Source organism: Paraburkholderia sp. HD33-4 (assembly GCF_021390635.1).
Classification (GTDB): domain Bacteria; phylum Pseudomonadota; class Gammaproteobacteria; order Burkholderiales; family Burkholderiaceae; genus Paraburkholderia.
This window is the reverse complement of record NZ_JAJEJS010000001.1, coordinates 4,071,793-4,089,312: the sequence shown is the minus strand read 5'-3', so window position 1 is coordinate 4,089,312 and position 17,520 is coordinate 4,071,793. Positions and strand designations below refer to the sequence as shown.

Below are 17,520 nucleotides of genomic sequence, written 5' to 3'. Positions count from 1 at the left end.
CGCCCGACTTACTTCTGCAAACGCAGGATCTTTGCGGCATCCAGTGCGAAATACGTCAGCACGCCGTCCGCACCGGCACGCTTGAACGCGAGCAACGATTCCATCATGACCTTGTCGTGATCGAGCCAGCCGTTCTGCGCGGCGGCCTTCAGCATCGCGTATTCGCCGCTCACCTGGTACACGTAGGTGGGGAACTGGAACTCGTCTTTCACGCGGCGCACGATGTCCAGATACGGCATGCCCGGCTTGACCATTACCATGTCCGCGCCTTCGTTGATGTCGGCCTGCACCTCGCGCAACGCCTCGTAAGAATTGGCGGGGTCCATCTGGTAGGTCATCTTGTTGCTCTTGCCGAGATTCGTCGCGGAACCGACGGCATCGCGGAACGGGCCGTAGAACGCCGAAGCGTACTTCGCTGCGTACGCCATGATGCGCGTATGAATGTGGTCCTCACTCTCGAGCATTTCGCGGATCGCGCCGATGCGGCCGTCCATCATGTCCGACGGCGCGACGATATCGACGCCGGCTTCCGCCTGCGCACGCGCCTGCTCGACGAGGATCTCGACGGTTTCGTCGTTGATCACGTAACCGGTTTCGTCGAGCACGCCGTCCTGACCGTGACTCGTGTAGGGATCGAGTGCGACGTCGGTGAGCACGCCGAGCTCCGGGAAATTCTTCTTCAATTCACGCACTGCGCGCGGGATCAGGCCGGCCGGGTTGGCCGCTTCGCGGCCATCGGGCGTTTTCAGCGAGGGCTCGATCGCGGGAAACAGTGACAAAACCGGCACGCCCAGTTCGACGCACTGCTCGGCGACGCCCATCAGCAGATCGACCGACACGCGATCGACGCCCGGCATCGACGGCACGGCCTGTCGCACGTTCGTGCCTTCGACGATGAATACGGGGTAAATCAGATCGTTGGTGGTGAGGATGTTTTCGCGCATCATGCGACGCGAGAAGTCGTCACGGCGCATGCGGCGCGGGCGGTAGTGCGGGTAGAAGCTCATATCGAATCGAAGATCGTGGATAGGTGGAGTGGACCAATCGCGCCTGGCTCCGCTCCCGGAAACTTTTCGAGACAATGGTATATCATACCGATCGAGCAAGGCGCCTAGCGCTGACCTCCCCGCTTCTCCTCCCTGAGCGGGTGCCTGTCGTTTTTCGATTAGGCTGTTTGACCCGCCGTTCAAGCGGCGGGTTTTTTTATGTGCGAGCGCAAACGTGCTCCGATGAGGGTTTTCCAGCCATGTCACGCGCTGCGGAATTTCGGGATCGATATGCGTTCAGCCTGCGGCCGGCGTTTCGCCTGTTTCGCCCGCTGCATCCGGGATCAGCCAGCTCTCGATCAGCTCATGCGCTTCATCGAGCCCCGTTCGCTTGAGCGCCGAAAAGAGCTGCGCGGTCAACTCGCCGCGATATCCCGCGGCCCGATATTCGGCCAGTCCCTTCTGAGCGGTGCGCAATGCGTTCGTGCTTTCCTGGCGCGTCAATTTGTCGCATTTGGTGAGCAGCGTGTGGATCGGCTTGCCGGTCGGCGCGAACCACTCGATCATGCGTCGATCGAGCTCCGTCAGCGGACGGCGCGAATCCATCATCAGGATCATGCCGCGCAGTTGTGAGCGCGATTGCAGATACGTGGACAGCAGCGCCTCCCAGTGTGCCTTTGCCGCGCCCGGCACTTCCGCATAACCGTAGCCCGGCAGGTCGACCAGATAGGCGGCGGGCTCATCCGCCTTGCCGACCGAAAAATAATTGATGTGCTGCGTGCGGCCGGGGGTCTTACTCGCAAACGCAAGTCGCTTCTGATTGCAGAGCACGTTGATCGCGGTCGACTTGCCCGCGTTCGAGCGTCCCGCAAAAGCGATCTCGGGCTGCGCGGTGGCCGGCAGATCACGCAGATGATTGACGGTGGTATAGAAGCGGGATTCGTGGAGCAGGAAGTGCATGGTGGAAGCCAGATTGAAGACGCTGCGGAGCCCGCAGGGAGAACGGGGTCAAGCCCGACTGGCGTCTAAGCGATTAGCGAGTTATTGTACAATACGATGGTTTACTGAAAACCTTAGGAGGCCGCCCCACGTGCCTTGGCGGCTCCTGGCGGTCACTCGGTCGCCGTCGTCGTACTTTGCAGAACCTCTAAAATCCCACAAGACGAGACAGGGTGTGCGAATGAATCGACTGTGCAAGACGCTGATGGTGCTTCATGTAACGGCAGGTCTTTCAGGTTTGGCAATTCAGGCACGAGCAGCAGATCCGGCAAAGCCGGACATCAATCGGGGACAGGCAATCGCGGTACAGGTATGTGCGTCATGTCACGGCGCAGACGGCAACAGTGCCGGCGGCGCATACCCGAAGCTGGCGGGCCAGCATCCTGAGTATCTCGTCAAGCAGCTTAGAGATTTCAAGACTCAGCCGGGCGCCAAACAGGCCGCGCGCAACAATGCGATCATGGCGGGCATGGCTGCCGCGCTTTCCGATCAGGACATGATCAACGTCGCGGCTTACTTCTCGACGCAGACGCCCAAGCCAGGCTATGCGCATAACAAGAACACCGTCGCGCAGGGTCAGCAGATCTATCGCGGTGGGATTGCCGACCGCGGCGTGCCGGCCTGTGCCGCCTGCCACGGGCCCACGGGGCAGGGCATTCCGATCCAGTATCCCCGCCTGTCGGGGCAGTGGGCCGAGTACTCGGTGACGCAGTTGACCGCGTTCACGCAAGGGCCGGGCGCTCGTAATAACAACGACGCGATGCATGCGATAGCATCGCGTCTGTCGGACAACGAGATCAAGGCGGTTGCCGACTACATCGCGGGCCTGCATTAAGCGGCTCGCCCGCGCGAATCCAACCGGCCCGGCGAGGCCGGTGAAAACAAGAAAAGGGTGAGGGTGTCGTAGCTACGACAGCCCTTCACCCTTTTTTGCTGTTCAGTCGGAGTTTGAATGAGCGTCACCACATCGGGTCTGCAGTCGAAGTCGGGCAATCGCGTCATGCGCAGCACCATCGAGCTCCTGAGTTCGATGCGTTTCGCCATCGCGCTGCTCGTGATTCTGTCGATCGCCAGCATCATCGGTACCGTCCTCACGCAGGACGATCCGTATCCCAACTACGTCAACCAGTTTGGTCCGTTCTGGGCGGACATCTTCCGCGCGCTGAGCCTCTACACGGTGTACAGCTCGTGGTGGTTCATGCTGATCCTCGGCTTCCTGATGGTGTCGGTGTCGCTGTGCGTGATCCGCAATGCGCCGAAGATGGTCGCGGACGCCAAGAGCTGGAAGGACAAGGTTCGCGAAGGCAGCCTGCGCGCGTTCCATCACAAGGGCGAGTTCGCGGTGCATGGCTCGCGCGCGCAGTCGACGGCGGTGCTCGCCAAACTGTCAGCGAAGCTCGGCTACAAGTTCGTCACGCGCGAGTCGGACGGCGCGACGCTGATCGCCGCGAAGCGCGGCGCGCTGACGAAGTTCGGCTACATCTCCGCGCATGTCGCGATCGTCGTGATCTGCCTGGGCGGCCTGCTCGACAGCAATCTGCCGATCAAGCTGCAAATGTGGCTGTTCGACAAGTCGCCGATCAACTCGAACACGGTGATCAACGAGATTCCGCCCGAGCATCGTCTGTCGCAATCGAACCCGACATTTCGCGGCTATGCGTGGGTACCCGAAGGTCAGCACGTGTCGACCGCGATCCTGAATCAGCCCAACGGCTCGCTGATCCAGGACCTGCCGTTTTCCATCGAGCTCAACAAGTTCATCGTCGATTACTACTCGACCGGCATGCCGAAGCTGTTCGCGAGCGACATCGTCGTGATCGATCACAAGACCGGCGCGCGCGTGCCGGCGCGCGTCGAGGTCAACAAGCCGTTCGAATACGACGGCGTATCGATTTATCAATCGAGCTTCCAGGACGGCGGCTCGCAGATGCAGATGACGGCCTTCCCGATGTCCGGCCCGAGCGCGAAGCCCGCACCGTTTGGCGGCACGATCGGCGGCAGCGCTCCGTTGAGCACAGCTACGCCGCTCGCCGACGGCCAGACCGTCGAATTCACCGACTTCCGCGCGATCAACGTCGAAAACATCTCGAACGGCAATGGTCAGCACGACGCGCGCGGGGTCGCCGCGCAACACTCGCTGAAGGAAGCGTTCGACGAGCGCCTCGGCTCCGGCGCGAAGACCTCGAAGCCGCTCGATCTGCACAACGTCGGTCCGTCGGTGCAGTACAAGATTCGCGGCAAGGACGGCCAGGCGCGCGAGTACAACAACTACATGCTGCCGGTCGACGTGAACGGCGAGAAGATGTTCCTCGCCGGCATGCGCGTGAATCCCGACGATCCGTTCCGCTACCTGCGCATTCCCGCCGACAGCGGCGGCACGCTCAAGGAATGGATGAATCTGCGCGCCACGCTCGAAGACCCGAACCAACGCGCCATGGCCGCTCATCAGTTCGCGCAGCGCTCGGTGCCGGGCTCGAATGCGGAATTGCAGCAGCATCTGGAGGAAAGCGCCTTGCGGGTGCTGACCCTTTTTGCAGGCGCCGACAGCAACTTGAAGCTGCCGAATGGAGAAAGGCTCGGCGGCTTCCAGGCAATCGCTGGTTTCATCGACCAGTCGGTACCGAAGGGTGAGCAGGAAAAAGCCGCGGGTCTGCTGCTGCGCATGCTCGAAGGCGTGACGTGGGACTTGTGGCAACTGTCACGCCAGCAGCTCGGCGAGCCCGCGGCGGCGGCCAACGCGGAGACGAGCCGCTTCATCCAGAGTTCGCTTAATGCGATATCCGACAGCTTTCTGTATGGATCGCCGGTCTATTTGCAGCTTGACTCATTCAAGCAGGTGCAAGCTTCGGTATTTCAGTTGACGCGCGCGCCGGGCAAAAAAGTCGTGTATCTTGGCAGCCTGCTTCTCGTATTGGGCATCTTTTCGATGTTCTACGTCCGCGAACGTCGTTTGTGGTTCTGGCTCAAGGATACGGACCATGGCACGAGCGTCGTGATGGCGATGTCGAGCGCGCGTAAGACGCTAGACTTCGAGAAGGAGTTCGTCCAGACGCGTGATGCCGTGAGCGCCGCGCTGGGCGCGAAGCTCATCGAAGCAGCCGATGCCACCCCGGCCGCTCAGGCCGCCGCAGCGTCGGCAAGCTCACAGGATTCGACCCGGTAAGATCATGGACTTGACTCAGGTTTCCTCCTCCTCTTCTGCTTCGCGCGCCGACAAGGCGTTTGCGAGCAGCACGCCCGAACTCTCGCACTTCGACGAACGGCCGTTCCTGAAACGGCTCGGTATTCTCGATTGGCTTTTCGCGCTCGCGCTCGTCGGGGGCGCCGGGTTTGCGCTGTCGCGCTATTACCCGTTCATGAATTACTACGACAAGCTGGTGCTGGTGTGCTCGGTGCCGGTTTTCGTCGTGCTTGGCTGGCGCTGGAAGCCGGTGCGTCCGCTGATGGTGGGTATCGCTGCGCTGTCGCTGCTTGCGATCCAGATTTACCACGGCGATCTGAGCCGCGCCGACAACGCGTTCTTCCTCAAGTATTTCCTGTCGAGCCAGTCCGCGATCCTGTGGATGAGCGCGTTGTTCGTGTTCGCGACCGTGTTCTACTGGATCGCGCTACTGTCGCGCTCGCCGACCGGCGCCGCGATCGGCTCGAAGATGACCTGGGCGGCGGTGCTGATGGGCTTCGTCGGCATGATGGTGCGTTGGTACGAGTCGTACCTGATCGGCTCGGACGTCGGCCATATTCCGATTTCGAACCTGTATGAAGTGTTCGTGCTGTTCAGCCTGATCACCGCGCTGTTCTACCTGTACTACGAGCAGCACTACAACACGCGCGCGCTCGGCGCGTTCGTACTGCTCGTGATCAGCGCGGCCGTCGGCTTCCTGATGTGGTACTCGGTCTCGCGCGACGCGCAGCAGATCCAGCCGCTCGTGCCGGCGCTGCAAAGCTGGTGGATGAAGATTCACGTGCCGGCGAACTTCATCGGCTACGGCAGCTTCGCGCTGTCGGCGATGGTCGGCGTCGCGTATCTGGCGAAGGAACGCGGCGTGCTCGCGGATCGTCTGCCGGCGCTCGACGTGCTCGACGACCTGATGTACAAGTCGATCGCGGTCGGCTTCGCGTTCTTCACGATCGCGACGATTCTCGGCGCGCTGTGGGCCGCCGAAGCGTGGGGCGGCTACTGGAGCTGGGACCCGAAGGAGACGTGGGCGCTGATCGTGTGGCTGAACTACGCGGCCTGGCTGCACATGCGTCTGATGAAGGGCCTGCGCGGTGCGCTCGCCGCATGGTGGGCGCTGACCGGCCTGCTGGTCACGAGCTTCGCGTTCCTCGGCGTGAACATGTTTCTGTCGGGCTTGCATAGCTACGGCAAGCTGTAAGATCCGCCGCGCTGAACCGACTAAGAACCGCCGCGTGCTTTCGCACCGGCGGTTTTTTTATGGCCGATGGAATATTCATTGCGCCCCGGTGTTCACCAGTCAAGCACCTGAGCAACGACCCGTGGATGACAGACGCCCCCAAACGGGCGATCATCAATATGGCTCCGCAACGCGCGACGCGGCGGGCCGGCAAGGAGCAGCACGATGTGGATCAAGCGAAGCGACAGAATTCAACTGACCGGCGATGACATCGCGCGCAGCGAAATCGCGCCGCGGCACGTGTTCGAGAACCGTCGACGCATCCTGCAGGCAGCGGGCGCGATGGCGCTCGGCAGCCTGATCGGCGTGAGCGGCGAGGCGCTTGCCACCTACTCGTCGCCCGATCCGAAGGCGCAGAAGCTCGCGGCGAAAACCAACACAAGGTTCGTCGCGCTCGACAAGCTCACGCCGTACAAGGACATCACCACCTACAACAATTTCTACGAGTTCGGCACCGACAAATCCGACCCCGCGCAGCACGCGGGCACGTTGCGGCCGCATCCGTGGAAGGTGAGCGTCGAGGGCGAGATCAAGAATCCGAAGGTGTACGACATCGACGACCTGCTGAAGCTCGCGCCGCTCGAGGAACGTGTGTACCGGCATCGTTGCGTCGAAGGGTGGTCGATCGTGGTGCCGTGGATCGGCGTGTCGCTGTCCGAGTTGATCAAGCGCGTCGAGCCGACCGGCAACGCGAAGTACGTCCAGTTCATCACGCTCGCCGATCCGTCGCAGATGCCCGGACTGTCGGAGCCCATACTCGACTGGCCCTACTCCGAAGGCCTGCGCATGGACGAAGCGATGCATCCGCTGACGCTGCTGACGATGGGCCTCTACGGCCAGGTGCTGCCGAATCAGAACGGCGCGCCGGTGCGTGTCGTGGTGCCGTGGAAGTACGGCTTCAAGAGCGCGAAGTCGCTCGTGAAAATCCGCTTCATCGAAAAGCAGCCGCCGACCAGCTGGAACACGTACGCGTCGAACGAATATGGGTTCTATTCGAACGTGAATCCGAATGTCGATCACCCGCGCTGGAGCCAGGCCACCGAACGGCGCATCGGCGAAGACGGCTTTTTCACGCCGAAACGCAAAACGCTGATGTTCAACGGTTACGGCGATCAGGTCGCGTCGCTCTATCAGGGCATGGACCTGAAGAAGAACTTCTAGAGCGAGCACGATGGCTTCCGATACGCAATCTGTTACCCGCAACGAGCCCGTGACGCGGCGCACGGCGCCGCTGTCGGCGGCGAAACCTCGTCCAGCGGGCGGCTCGAGCTGGGTCGTGCCCGCGAAAGTCGCGGTCTTCGTCGCGGCGCTCTATCCGCTCGCGCGCCTCGTGCTGTTCGGCCTGACCGACCGGCTCGGCGCGAACCCGATCGAATTCATCACGCGCTCGACGGGCCTGTGGACGCTCGTGTTCCTGTGCATCACGCTTGCGGTGACGCCGCTGCGCCGTCTGACCGGCGTCGCCGCGTTCGTGCGTTTCCGGCGCATGCTGGGGCTCTACACGTTCTTCTACGCGACGCTGCATTTCACCACTTACCTGTGGTTCGACAAGTGGTTCGATGTTGCGGAGATTCTGAAGGACATCGGCAAGCGGCCATTCATCACGGTGGGCTTCGCCGCGTTCGTGCTGCTGATCGCGCTGGCGGTGACGTCGCCGCGCGCGATGGTGCGCAAGCTCGGGCGTCGCTGGCAGACGCTGCATCGCGCGATCTACGTGATCGGCGCGCTCGCGATCCTGCATTTCTGGTGGATGAAGGCGGGCAAGCACGATCTGCTGCTGCCGAAGATTTACGGCGCGGTGATGATCGCGCTGCTGGGTTGGCGGCTGGTGGTGTGGTTGCGTGAGCGGAATATGAGAACTCGCCGACGGTGACGGCGAGCAGTCCACGCGTCACACACGCAGATGCAAAGAAAAATGGCGATGCCACCTTGGCATCGCCATTTTTCTTTGCTGCGCTTTACCGTTGGCTCTGCAGCCGGTTCCGATGTTTACGCCGGCAGAATCGTTTCGCCCGCAAACAGCTGCTTGACGTCTTCGCGCGCACGAACCACCTGCGCCTGTGTACCATCCACCATCACCTCGGCGGCGCGCGCACGGGTGTTGTAGTTCGAGCTCATCACGAAGCCGTAAGCGCCGGCCGAGCGGATCGCGAGCAGGTCGCCGGGTTCGACCGCAAGCAGCCGTTCGCGGCCGAGCCAGTCGCCGCTTTCGCAGACGGGCCCGACCACGTCATAGATGTGCGAGGGGACGTTGCGCTTCACGACCGGCTCGATTGCGTGATACGCGTCGTACATCGCCGGGCGCGCGAGATCGGTCATCGCCGCGTCGACGATCGCGAAGTTCTTGTCCTCGCCCGGCTTCAGAAACTCGAGACGCGTGAGCAGAATGCCCGCGTTGCCGACTAGCGAACGCCCCGGCTCGAAATAGACTTCGCGGTGACCGTGGCCGCGCGCCTCGATGCGATCGAGCACCGTGCGCACGAACTCGCCGATTTCCGGCGGCGTTTCGTCGTCGTAGGTGATGCCGAGACCGCCGCCGACGTCGATATGGCGAATCGTCACGCCGTCCTGCTCGATCTGCTCGACGAGTTCCAGCACCTTGTCGATCGCGTCGAGATAGGGCGCGACTTCGGTGATTTGCGAGCCGATATGGCAGTCGATTCCGACCACCTCGAGATTCGCCATCGCCGCGGCGGCCTGATATGTGGCACGCGCATCGTCGAACGCAACACCGAACTTGTTCGTCTTCAGGCCGGTAGAAATGTACGGATGCGTTTTCGCATCGACGTCGGGATTCACGCGCAATGACACCGGCGCCTTCTTGCCCATCTCGCCCGCCACCGCGTTCAGGCGATCGAGTTCGGGAATCGATTCGACGTTGAAGCATTTGACGCCCGCCGCGAGTGCGTCGCGCATTTCGCTCGCCTGCTTGCCGACGCCCGAAAACACGGTGTTTTCCGCTTTGCCGCCGGCCGCGAGCACGCGTGCGAGTTCGCCGCCCGACACGATGTCGAAGCCCGCGCCGAGGCGTGCGAACACGTTCAGCACCGCGAGATTGCTATTGGCCTTGACGGCCACGTGCACGCTCGCGCGACGCCCGGTGCAGGCGCCCGCATAGGCGTTCCACGCGGCGGTCAGCGCGGCGCGCGAATAGACGTAGAGCGGCGTGCCGAACTGCTCGGCGAGGGAAACGGCGGACACGCCTTCGGCGTGCAATACGCCGTCGACGTAGTCAAATGCGGATCGAGTCATGCGAAAGTCTTATTGAACGGAAGGGACGGCAGAGGCGGGCAGCGGCACTGCGGGAGCCGATGCCGCGGATGCGGGCGGCGTCGTGAGCTGGTCTTCGGGAGCAAGCGTGAGCGGCGTGCCTGAGGTGTCCGGGATCGAGCCCATGTCGGCGGCGCTGCCGCTAGCCGGTTGCGTTTGATCGGTCGACGGCGTTTGCGTGCGGTGAGCCGGCGGGGCAGGCATCGGCGGTACGGTTGGCAGATAGAGCGAGCCGCGTTGGCCGCAGCCGGTGAGCGCACAACCTGCGAGAATGGCTAAAACCGCTACAATCGCGCGGCCGGGCGCTGCCGCGCGCATCCGAGTTACGACTCGCATGACTGTCCCTGAATGAATAATCGATGGAGTTTAGCATGTCCGATAGTGATTACCTGACCCGTGCGGAAGCCGTGCTGGCCGCCATCGAGCGCGCGCTCGACGACATCGACGCGGACATCGAACTCGAGCGCAGCGGCAACGTTCTGACGCTCGAATTCGAGAACCGCACGAAGATCATCGTCAACCTTCAGCCGCCGATGAGCGAGATCTGGATCGCGGCGAAGGCCGGTGGTTTCCACTTCCGTTTCGTCGACGGCGAATGGCGCGATACGCGCAGTGGCTCGGAGTTTTTCGCCGCGCTGTCGCAGTATGCGACGCAGCAGGCCGGGGAGCCGGTGCATATCGCCGCGCAATGAGCGTGGCCTGACGAGCGCGAAGCTCGAGGCATGCTCAAAACAAAACCGCCGCGTATCGAACGCGGCGGTTTTTCATTTCTAACCGGACCTCGACGCGGCCTCAGTGCCCGCGGAACAGGTTCATGATGTTCTGCTTTTCCTGCTCGCCGACCTGCTCCGGTGCTGCCGCGGCGGCGGCGGCGCTCGCCTCGGCATCGAGCGTTGCCTGACTGACGCCGACCGTCGCGATGAAGCCGTGCCCGGGCGTGAAGTCGTCGAAATAAAGCTCCGAGCCGATTTCGCTGACGTCGTCGGGGCGGCCCATCTTGTACTCGGGCACACCCTTCAGCGCGCGTCCCATGTACTCGATCCACACTGGCAGCGCGAGGCCGCCGCCGGTTTCCTTGTCGCCGAGGCTGCGCGGATTGTCGTAGCCGATCCACGCGATCGCGGTGAGAGTGTGCTGGTAGCCGGCGAACCACGCGTCGCGGGAATCGTTGGTCGTGCCGGTCTTGCCGGCGAGATCGGTGCGCTTGAGTACGTTGCTCTTCGCTCCGGTGCCGCGCTGCGCGACGCTTTGCAGCAGGCTGTTCATCACGTAGGCGTTGCGCGGCTGGATCGCGAACGGTGCGTTCTGCCCGGCCACGAGCGGCTGTGCGCGCGACACGACCATGCCGCGCTGATCGGTGACCTCGGCAATCAGATATGGATTGATCCGGTAGCCGCCGTTCGCGAACACCGAGAACGCGCCCGCCATCTGCAGCGGCGTCACGAGGCCCGCGCCGAGCGCCATCGGCAGATAGGCGGGGTGGCGGTCCGCGTCGAAGCCGAAGCGCGTGATGTATTGCTGCGCGTACTTCGGGCCGATCTGGTTCAGGATGCGGATCGACACGAGATTCTTCGACTTCTGCAGCGCGGTGCGCATCGTCATCGGACCGTCGAAACCGCCGCCGTAGTTTTTCGGCTCCCACGCCTGGCCACCGGTCTCCGCGGCACTGAAAAAGAGCGGCGCGTCGTTGATGATCGTGGCGGGCCCAAGGCCCTTTTCGAGCGACGCCGAGTAGATGAACGGCTTGAAGCTCGAGCCAGGCTGACGCCACGCCTGCGTCACGTGATTGAACTTGTTCTTGTTGAAGTCGAAGCCGCCGACCAGCGAACGGATCGCGCCGTCCTGCGGCACCACCGAGATGAACGCGCCTTCCACCTGCGGCAATTGCGTGATCGACCAGTCGCCGTCGTCGTTCTTCACGAGGCGCACGATCGCGCCGGGCCGGATGCGCTGATTAGGCTGCGCGCGCGGGCCGAGCGCGAACTGTGCATAGCGCAGGCCGTCACCCTGAATCGTTGCGACATTGCCGTCGATGAAGGCCGCCTGCACCTGTTTCGGGCTCGCCGCCGTGACGACAGCCGCGATGATTTCGCCGTTGTCGGGGTGCTCCAGCAGCGCGTCGTCGATGGCCTGCTCGCGCTCGTCGGCGTCGGCCGGCAGATCGATGAACGCCTCCGGGCCGCGATAGCCGTGACGGCGCTCGTAGTCCATCAAGCCTTTGCGCACCGCGCGATAGGCGACGTCCTGATCGGCCGAGTCGATCGTGGTCACGACGTTCAGGCCGCGCGTGTAGGCTTCTTCGCGATACTGCGCGTACATCATCTGTCGCACCATTTCCGCGACGTATTCCGCGTGCACGCTGTACTCCTTGCCCATGCCCTTCACGACGAGCCTCTGCCGGCTCGCCTCGTCGTACTGTTCCTGAGTGATGTAGTGCAATTCGTACATGCGCTGCAGGATGTACTCCTGGCGCACCTTCGCGCGCTTCGGATTGACGACCGGGTTATACGCGGACGGCGCCTTCGGCAGACCGGCGAGCATCGCCGATTCGGCGAGCGTCAGGTCCTTCAGATCCTTGCCGAAGTACACGCGCGCCGCGCTCGCGAAGCCGTATGCGCGCTGACCGAGATAGATCTGATTCATGTACACCTCGAGAATCTGATCCTTGCTCAGCTTCGATTCGATTTTGTACGCGAGCAGCATCTCGTAGATCTTGCGCGTGTAGGTCTTCTCGCTGGACAGAAAGAAGTTGCGCGCGACCTGCATCGTGATCGTGCTCGCGCCTTGTGTCGCATGGCCGTTGGTCAGCGCGACGATGCCGGCTCGCGCGATGCCGGTGAGGTCGACGCCCCCGTGCTCGTAGAAGCGCGCGTCCTCGATCGCGAGGATCGCTTTCTTCAGGCTGTCGGGCACGTCCTGGATGTGCACGATGTCGCGCCGCTCCTCGCCGAATTCGCCGATCAGCACGTGGTCGGCCGTATAGATTCGCAGCGGCACTTTGGGCTGATAGTCGGTCAATGCTTCGAGCGACGGCAGGTTCGGCGTTGCGACGACGAGCGCATAGCCGAGCACCAGCGCCACGCACACGATGCCCGCCACGATCAACCCGACGAAGCCGAGGATCAGCTTCAGCCACAACGGACGTTTGCGCTTTTTCGGCGCGGGCGGCGGGGACGTAGGAGACGTGGCTTGCATAGGAGTACCGGAAAAACAGTCCCGCGATTATAGCCGCCAGGGTTTTTCTGCTTTCGACAAGCTTACGAATAGCGTGCAATCAGCACACGCCGGGTGGCGCGGGAATGACTTCGCTGTAGTCCCAACTGTAGTCGCTTTGATGTCGCTCGGGGCGGCTTCGCGTCCGCGTTAGCCATTCGGCTGAATGTCGTTAGGACGCGCATCTGCCGACAATGATCCCTCGTTACTCGCGTTCGAATGGTTCGTCGCGTGAGTCAGAGGGAGGGCGTTATGGCCTATAAAAATTCGTGGCTTCAGGCGGTGCGGGAGGGCCGGCAGCGTTTCGCCGCCGGCATCGACATCGGTTCGCAACACGTGCGTCTCGTCGTGGTGAGTCAACGGGCACGGGGTGCGCTGCATCTCGAACATATGAGTACGGTGCCGCTCGCGGCCGGCGCAATGGCGGGCGCCGAGATCGTCGACCGGCAGGCCGTCGCGCGGGCGTTGCGCGATGCGTTCGCCGGTTTGCCGCGCGTATGCGCGACGCACGCGCTGCGCTGCGCGATGGCCGTGCCCTCGTCGGCCACGCTGACGACCACGGTGCCGCTCGCGCGGCTCGCCGCGCAGAGCGACTGCGAGGCGGAGGACGGCGGCGTTGCGCTCGCCGGACTCGCGCCCGCGGTGATGGGCGAGGCGGAGCGCATCGCCGGGCTCGAGCGTCATGCGCTCGCGGTCGATTGGTACGTCGACGAGATGCCGTCGCCGGTGCGCTCGGTGAAGATCGCCGCGACCGCGCGTCAGCATCTCGAAGCGCGGATCGAATGCGCGGCAACCGCGGGAATATCGCTGTCCGCGATCGACGGCGAACCGCACGCGGCGTTGCGCGCACTGCGCCATGCAGCGAGTCGCGAGCTCGACCCGAACGAGCCGTACGCGGCGGTGTGGGTCGGTACGGACGGCGTGTACGGCTGGAGCGTCGTCGATGGCTCGAACGTCGGCGAGATGCGATACCCGGCGCCCGAGCATGCCGATCTCGCCGACGCGTTGCGCGATCTGCTGCAAGGGCCGGAGTTCGACTGCGCGTTGATCGGCGGTGAAATCGATCTGCTCGACGGCGTCGGCTTTTCGCTCGCCGATATTGGCGACGTGCTCGGCTGCTCGGCGTTGCCGTTCGAGTGCGCGCTGCTCGGCAGCCACGCACGGGAGCTCGACGACGCGTTGTTGCACGAGCCTGCCGGCGCGGTCGCGTTCGGGCTCGCGTTGCGCGGGGTGCTGGAATGAGGGGCGTTCTGTCGTTTTCGTCTGGCGTGACCGTGAGTCCCGATCGGTGTGATCAGCGCGTCGCCGTGCCGTGGCTGGGCGGCTTCAATCTGCTGCCGTACCGCCAACGCAACGCGCGACTCGCGCGGCGCCGCTGTATGCGCGACTGGGCTGTGGCGGCTTGTGTCGGCGCCGCGGGGGTGTTGCTCGTCGCCGGTTGGCAGACTTTCGCCGCAGCGCGGCTCGAAGCGCGGCGCGCGGCGGCCGGGCAAGCGCTGACGCGGCTCGCCGCGCCGCTCGCGGAGCACGCGAAGCTGGCGCAGGTTGGGCAGCAGCAGCGCAACGCCGCGGCGCGCGCCGCGAGCCTCGCGACCCCGCTCGCGCATCTGCGCGATCTGCTCGACGCGCTGAGCTTCGAGCCCGGCGATCGCGTCGTGTTGCGGCAGTTGCGCCAGCGCGAGTACGAGACCGAATTGCTGGCGACGTCGAGCGGCCATCTCGCGTCGGCCGAGTGGCTCAAGGGCCTCGGCGCGATCCACGGCGTGCAGGGCGCGGAGATGCGCGATCTGCGCCGGCCGACGGGGAAGGGCGGCGCGTCGACAGAACCGGTGATTGGCGGACCGGTGGAGTTCGATGCGCGCCTTCGCTGGGGCGATCCGCCGCCGAAAGCGACGCGCGCCTCGCAGGCCGCACGAACGGGAGGTGCCCGATGAGCACGACTTTTTTCGAGCCGGGCGGTGCTGCGCACGGGGCCGCGATTTTTTCGCGCTGGGTCAAGCGGGCGCGCGTGCCGCTCGACGCGTGGAGCCGGCGCCGTCGCTGGCTCGTCGCGGCGATGCTTGCCGCGCTCGTGTTCGGCCTCGGCGCATACGGCTGGAACGCGACCGATCTCGCCGGACTGGAGGCGAGCCGCGCGGCGCTCGTGGTCAGCACGCAGCGTCTCGCGGACGCGCGGCACGCGCTCGCGCAGCTGCCGTCGTTGCGCCGGGCCGTCGCGGCGATGCCGGCCACGGCGTCGAGCGCTGTGTCGTGGAATTCCGCCGACGACGTGCGCATCGTCTCCGAGCTGGCGACGCAGAGCGGCGTCGCGTTGCTCGCGATCGAACCCGGCGCGGCGAGCGGTGAGGGCGTCGAGCGGATGCGCGCGCTGCAGCTCACCGCGCGCACGGAGTTCGTTCATCTGATGGCGTTTTTCCATGGGCTCGCGCAACTGCCGGTGCTGATCGTTCCCGTCGACGTGACCGTCAAGCAGGACGGCAAAGGGCTCGCTGTGGCCGCGACGCTGCAGGTGTACGACGCATTGCGGCCTGCTCCCGAGACTGCGGCGGCGAGCGCCGAGGCGAGCCCTGACGCCGACGAGGCCGCCAACGATGACGACGAAGACCTGGTGTTCTTCGATCCGTTTGCGAAGCCGCAGATCTCCGCGAGCGGCGAGCCGGGCGATGCTTCCGAGTTGCGCCTCGTCGGTTTGCTGCGCGATCGCACCCGCGGGCTCGCCCTGCTCGACACGCCAGATGGCACGACGACGGTCGCGGCCGGGCAGCAACTGGGCGTCGAGCGGGTCACGCAGCTCGACGAGCTCGGCATCACGCTCGCGAACGGCGGCGCGACGCGCACGCTGACGCTGACGGAGGCGTCATGAAGCGCGCGCTCGAGCGATGGAGCGTGGCGACGTTGGGGGCCGGACGCGAGAGCCGCGTCGATATCGGGTTGTGTTTCGGGCTCTACGTCGCTGCGATGCTGGGTGCTGGCGTCGCGCAGGCGTCGACGCCACCGCTGCTACCGCCGTTGCCGACTTACGCGGCGCTCGGCGACCCGGCCGCATCGGCCAATACCGCCTACGAGCTAGCGCCGCTGCCAGGCGGCGGCGTCGCCCAATTCTTGAATCCGTTCGGCGATGCTTCTGCGCCAAACGCGGCCCAGGACCGGGACGCCCTGCAAGCGACCCCGCGTTCCGCGATAACGCCCGACGCTTCTCCGGACGACGTCGCCAACGGCCCGGTACAGCCGCCGTCGCCAAAACAACCTGACACTTCGGCTCGCGACGACAGCGCCGGCGCGCCCAGTCTCGAAGGGCCGCCGGTCCCGCTGCCGGCGCGGCTGCGCCTCGCAGACGCACCGGCCAGTGCCGACTCGGGCCTGCCTGCGGGCAACAAGCCGATCTCGCTGAACTTTCAGCGCGCGCAACTCGGTGCGGTCCTGAAAGCGTTCGCCGAGTTCACCGGCCTGAACATCGTCGCTAGCGACAAAGTGCGCGGCGCCGTGTCGATACGGCTCGACAAGGTGCCGTGGCGCACCGCGTTCGATACGCTGCTCGACGTCAACAATCTGGCGATGGAGCGCCACGGCAACGTAATCTGGGTCGCGCCTGCCGCCGAACTCGCTGCGCGCGAACGTCAGCGCTTCGAAGCTCACGCCCACGCGGCGGACCTCGAGCCGCTCGCGAGCCGTACGTTCGAGCTGCACTACGCGCACGCCGAGGACGTGCGGCGCCTGCTGACCGGTTCCGGTACCCAGCGTGTGCTGTCCAAACGCGGCGCCGTCACCGCCGATCCGCGCACCAACCTGCTGTTCGTCACCGACCTCGCGGGGAGGCTCGAGCAGATCGCGGCGCTGATCGCTTCCGTCGACCGGCCGACTCGCCAGGTGCTGATCGAGGCGCAGATCGTCGAAGGCGATCAGGGTTTTTCGCGCAATCTCGGGGTGCGGCTGTCGCTCGCCGGCACGAGCGCGGACGGTACGTCGAGGGGGCTGACGGCAGGAACGGACGGCTCCGTGTACGATCTGTCGGCCCGGCCGATCTCCGGGTTCGACGCCGCGACCGCCGGCCTCACGCTGTTCGCGGCGCGCGCGACGCGACTGCTGAACATCGAGCTCTCGGCGCTCGAATCCGAGGGACATGGGAAAATCGTGTCGAGCCCGCGGGTCGTCACCGCGGACCGGATGAAGGCGATCGTCGAGCAGGGCACCGAGCTGCCGTATCAGGCGAAGGTCGGCCAGGGCGTATCGGGCGTGCAGTTTCGCCGCGCGACGCTCAAACTGGAGGTCGAGCCGCAGATCATGCCGGATGGCCGGGTGGTGCTCGATCTCGACGTCGCGAAAGACAGCGTCGGCGAGCAGACCGACGCCGGGCCCGCGATCAACACCAAGCACGTGCAAACGCGCGTCGAGGTCGAGGATGGTGGTACGGTGTCAATCGGCGGAATTTACGAGACCGACGACCGCGACGACGTCGAGCGGGTGCCCATCCTTGGCAAAATACCGGTTCTGGGCGCTTTGTTCCGCAATCGGACTCATCGCGACACGCGCAGCGAACTGGCTGTTTTCATCACGCCGCGGGTGGTGCGGGAAAATTAGGGCATATTGAGCACGCTTGCGCCGCCGTCCGCCGGCGGCGCGCAGGCTCGACAAGGCAG

Annotated in this window: 15 protein-coding genes; 10 read left to right on the top strand and 5 right to left on the bottom strand. The window is 64.6% G+C overall.

The window, feature by feature from the left end:
- Positions 1-8: 8 nt before the first annotated feature.
- Together hemB and yihA are read right to left on the bottom strand one after the other, a co-directional pair.
- A complete protein-coding gene (gene hemB, locus L0U84_RS18250; protein WP_233851579.1) occupies positions 9-1,007 on the bottom strand; it encodes a porphobilinogen synthase in 999 nt (332 codons plus the stop codon).
- 276 nt (positions 1,008-1,283) lie between these two features.
- Positions 1,284-1,946, bottom strand: coding sequence for a ribosome biogenesis GTP-binding protein YihA/YsxC (gene yihA / locus L0U84_RS18245; protein WP_129958919.1), 663 nt, complete (start codon positions 1,944-1,946; stop codon positions 1,284-1,286).
- A 220-nt stretch (positions 1,947-2,166) separates the two neighbouring features.
- Between yihA and L0U84_RS18240 the strand changes: the two genes are divergently transcribed.
- The 5 genes from L0U84_RS18240 (at position 2,167) to msrQ (ending at position 8,273) form a co-directional block, all read left to right on the top strand.
- The gene (locus L0U84_RS18240) at positions 2,167-2,820 is read left to right on the top strand and encodes a c-type cytochrome (protein WP_233852061.1); all 654 of its coding nucleotides are present in this window, start codon (positions 2,167-2,169) and stop codon (positions 2,818-2,820) included.
- 117 nt (positions 2,821-2,937) lie between these two features.
- Positions 2,938-5,148: a cytochrome c biogenesis protein ResB gene (locus L0U84_RS18235; protein WP_233851578.1), complete on the top strand. Its 2,211-nt coding sequence runs from the start codon at positions 2,938-2,940 to the stop codon at positions 5,146-5,148.
- Between the two features lie 4 nt (positions 5,149-5,152).
- Complete coding sequence (ccsB, locus tag L0U84_RS18230; RefSeq protein WP_233851577.1) at positions 5,153-6,361, top strand: c-type cytochrome biogenesis protein CcsB; 1,209 nt, start codon at positions 5,153-5,155, stop codon at positions 6,359-6,361.
- Between the two features lie 204 nt (positions 6,362-6,565).
- Positions 6,566-7,561 (top strand): protein-methionine-sulfoxide reductase catalytic subunit MsrP, encoded by a 996-nt coding sequence (gene msrP, locus L0U84_RS18225; RefSeq protein WP_233851576.1) that lies wholly within the window; start codon positions 6,566-6,568, stop codon positions 7,559-7,561.
- A gap of 10 nt (positions 7,562-7,571) precedes the next feature.
- Positions 7,572-8,273: a protein-methionine-sulfoxide reductase heme-binding subunit MsrQ gene (gene msrQ, locus L0U84_RS18220; RefSeq protein ID WP_233851575.1), complete on the top strand. Its 702-nt coding sequence runs from the start codon at positions 7,572-7,574 to the stop codon at positions 8,271-8,273.
- A 116-nt stretch (positions 8,274-8,389) separates the two neighbouring features.
- Here msrQ and lysA read toward each other — a convergent pair whose 3' ends face one another.
- Together lysA and lptM are read right to left on the bottom strand one after the other, a co-directional pair.
- A complete protein-coding gene (gene lysA, locus L0U84_RS18215; protein ID WP_233851574.1) occupies positions 8,390-9,652 on the bottom strand; it encodes a diaminopimelate decarboxylase in 1,263 nt (420 codons plus the stop codon).
- Between the two features lie 9 nt (positions 9,653-9,661).
- On the bottom strand, positions 9,662-10,006 hold the full coding sequence (gene lptM / locus L0U84_RS18210; RefSeq protein WP_233851572.1) for an LPS translocon maturation chaperone LptM: 345 nt from the start codon (positions 10,004-10,006) through the stop codon (positions 9,662-9,664).
- A gap of 35 nt (positions 10,007-10,041) precedes the next feature.
- Here lptM and cyaY point away from each other — a divergent pair, with 35 nt between their 5' ends.
- Positions 10,042-10,362 carry an iron donor protein CyaY gene (gene cyaY / locus L0U84_RS18205; RefSeq protein WP_233851571.1) on the top strand — a complete coding sequence of 107 codons (321 nt, stop codon included), beginning with the start codon at positions 10,042-10,044 and terminating at the stop codon, positions 10,360-10,362.
- A gap of 100 nt (positions 10,363-10,462) precedes the next feature.
- Here cyaY and L0U84_RS18200 read toward each other — a convergent pair whose 3' ends face one another.
- Positions 10,463-12,865, bottom strand: coding sequence for a penicillin-binding protein 1A (locus tag L0U84_RS18200; protein ID WP_233851570.1), 2,403 nt, complete (start codon positions 12,863-12,865; stop codon positions 10,463-10,465).
- Positions 12,866-13,135: 270 nt separating this feature from the next.
- Between L0U84_RS18200 and pilM the strand changes: the two genes are divergently transcribed.
- The 4 genes from pilM to pilQ are packed head-to-tail and all read left to right on the top strand — an operon-like array spanning position 13,136 to position 17,461.
- Positions 13,136-14,125: a type IV pilus biogenesis protein PilM gene (gene pilM / locus L0U84_RS18195; protein WP_233851569.1), complete on the top strand. Its 990-nt coding sequence runs from the start codon at positions 13,136-13,138 to the stop codon at positions 14,123-14,125.
- Entirely contained in the window at positions 14,122-14,817 is a 696-nt protein-coding gene (locus tag L0U84_RS18190; protein WP_233851568.1) for a fimbrial assembly protein, read from the top strand. Before pilM ends, L0U84_RS18190 begins: the two co-directional genes overlap by 4 nt.
- Positions 14,814-15,746 carry a hypothetical protein gene (locus tag L0U84_RS18185; protein ID WP_233851567.1) on the top strand — a complete coding sequence of 311 codons (933 nt, stop codon included), beginning with the start codon at positions 14,814-14,816 and terminating at the stop codon, positions 15,744-15,746. Before L0U84_RS18190 ends, L0U84_RS18185 begins: the two co-directional genes overlap by 4 nt.
- On the top strand, positions 15,743-17,461 hold the full coding sequence (pilQ, locus tag L0U84_RS18180) for a type IV pilus secretin PilQ (protein ID WP_233851566.1): 1,719 nt from the start codon (positions 15,743-15,745) through the stop codon (positions 17,459-17,461). The genes L0U84_RS18185 and pilQ overlap by 4 nt, the downstream gene beginning before the upstream one ends.
- Positions 17,462-17,520: the final 59 nt, after the last annotated feature.

Bases quoted from the DNA above. Each gene is read 5' to 3' on its own strand.
- ccsB (WP_233851577.1), top strand. From the start codon at position 5,153: ATGGACTTGACTCAGGTTTCCTCCTCCTCTTCTGCTTCGCGCGCCGAC.
- lptM (WP_233851572.1), bottom strand. From the start codon at position 10,006: ATGCGAGTCGTAACTCGGATGCGCGCGGCAGCGCCCGGCCGCGCGATT.
- cyaY (WP_233851571.1), top strand. From the start codon at position 10,042: ATGTCCGATAGTGATTACCTGACCCGTGCGGAAGCCGTGCTGGCCGCC.
- L0U84_RS18235 (WP_233851578.1), top strand. From the start codon at position 2,938: ATGAGCGTCACCACATCGGGTCTGCAGTCGAAGTCGGGCAATCGCGTC.
- yihA (WP_129958919.1), bottom strand. From the start codon at position 1,946: ATGCACTTCCTGCTCCACGAATCCCGCTTCTATACCACCGTCAATCAT.
- L0U84_RS18185 (WP_233851567.1), top strand. From the start codon at position 14,814: ATGAGCACGACTTTTTTCGAGCCGGGCGGTGCTGCGCACGGGGCCGCG.
- pilQ (WP_233851566.1), top strand. From the start codon at position 15,743: ATGAAGCGCGCGCTCGAGCGATGGAGCGTGGCGACGTTGGGGGCCGGA.
- msrP (WP_233851576.1), top strand. From the start codon at position 6,566: ATGTGGATCAAGCGAAGCGACAGAATTCAACTGACCGGCGATGACATC.
- hemB (WP_233851579.1), bottom strand. From the start codon at position 1,007: ATGAGCTTCTACCCGCACTACCGCCCGCGCCGCATGCGCCGTGACGAC.
- pilM (WP_233851569.1), top strand. From the start codon at position 13,136: ATGGCCTATAAAAATTCGTGGCTTCAGGCGGTGCGGGAGGGCCGGCAG.
- L0U84_RS18200 (WP_233851570.1), bottom strand. From the start codon at position 12,865: ATGCAAGCCACGTCTCCTACGTCCCCGCCGCCCGCGCCGAAAAAGCGC.
- L0U84_RS18240 (WP_233852061.1), top strand. From the start codon at position 2,167: ATGAATCGACTGTGCAAGACGCTGATGGTGCTTCATGTAACGGCAGGT.
- L0U84_RS18190 (WP_233851568.1), top strand. From the start codon at position 14,122: ATGAGGGGCGTTCTGTCGTTTTCGTCTGGCGTGACCGTGAGTCCCGAT.
- msrQ (WP_233851575.1), top strand. From the start codon at position 7,572: ATGGCTTCCGATACGCAATCTGTTACCCGCAACGAGCCCGTGACGCGG.
- lysA (WP_233851574.1), bottom strand. From the start codon at position 9,652: ATGACTCGATCCGCATTTGACTACGTCGACGGCGTATTGCACGCCGAA.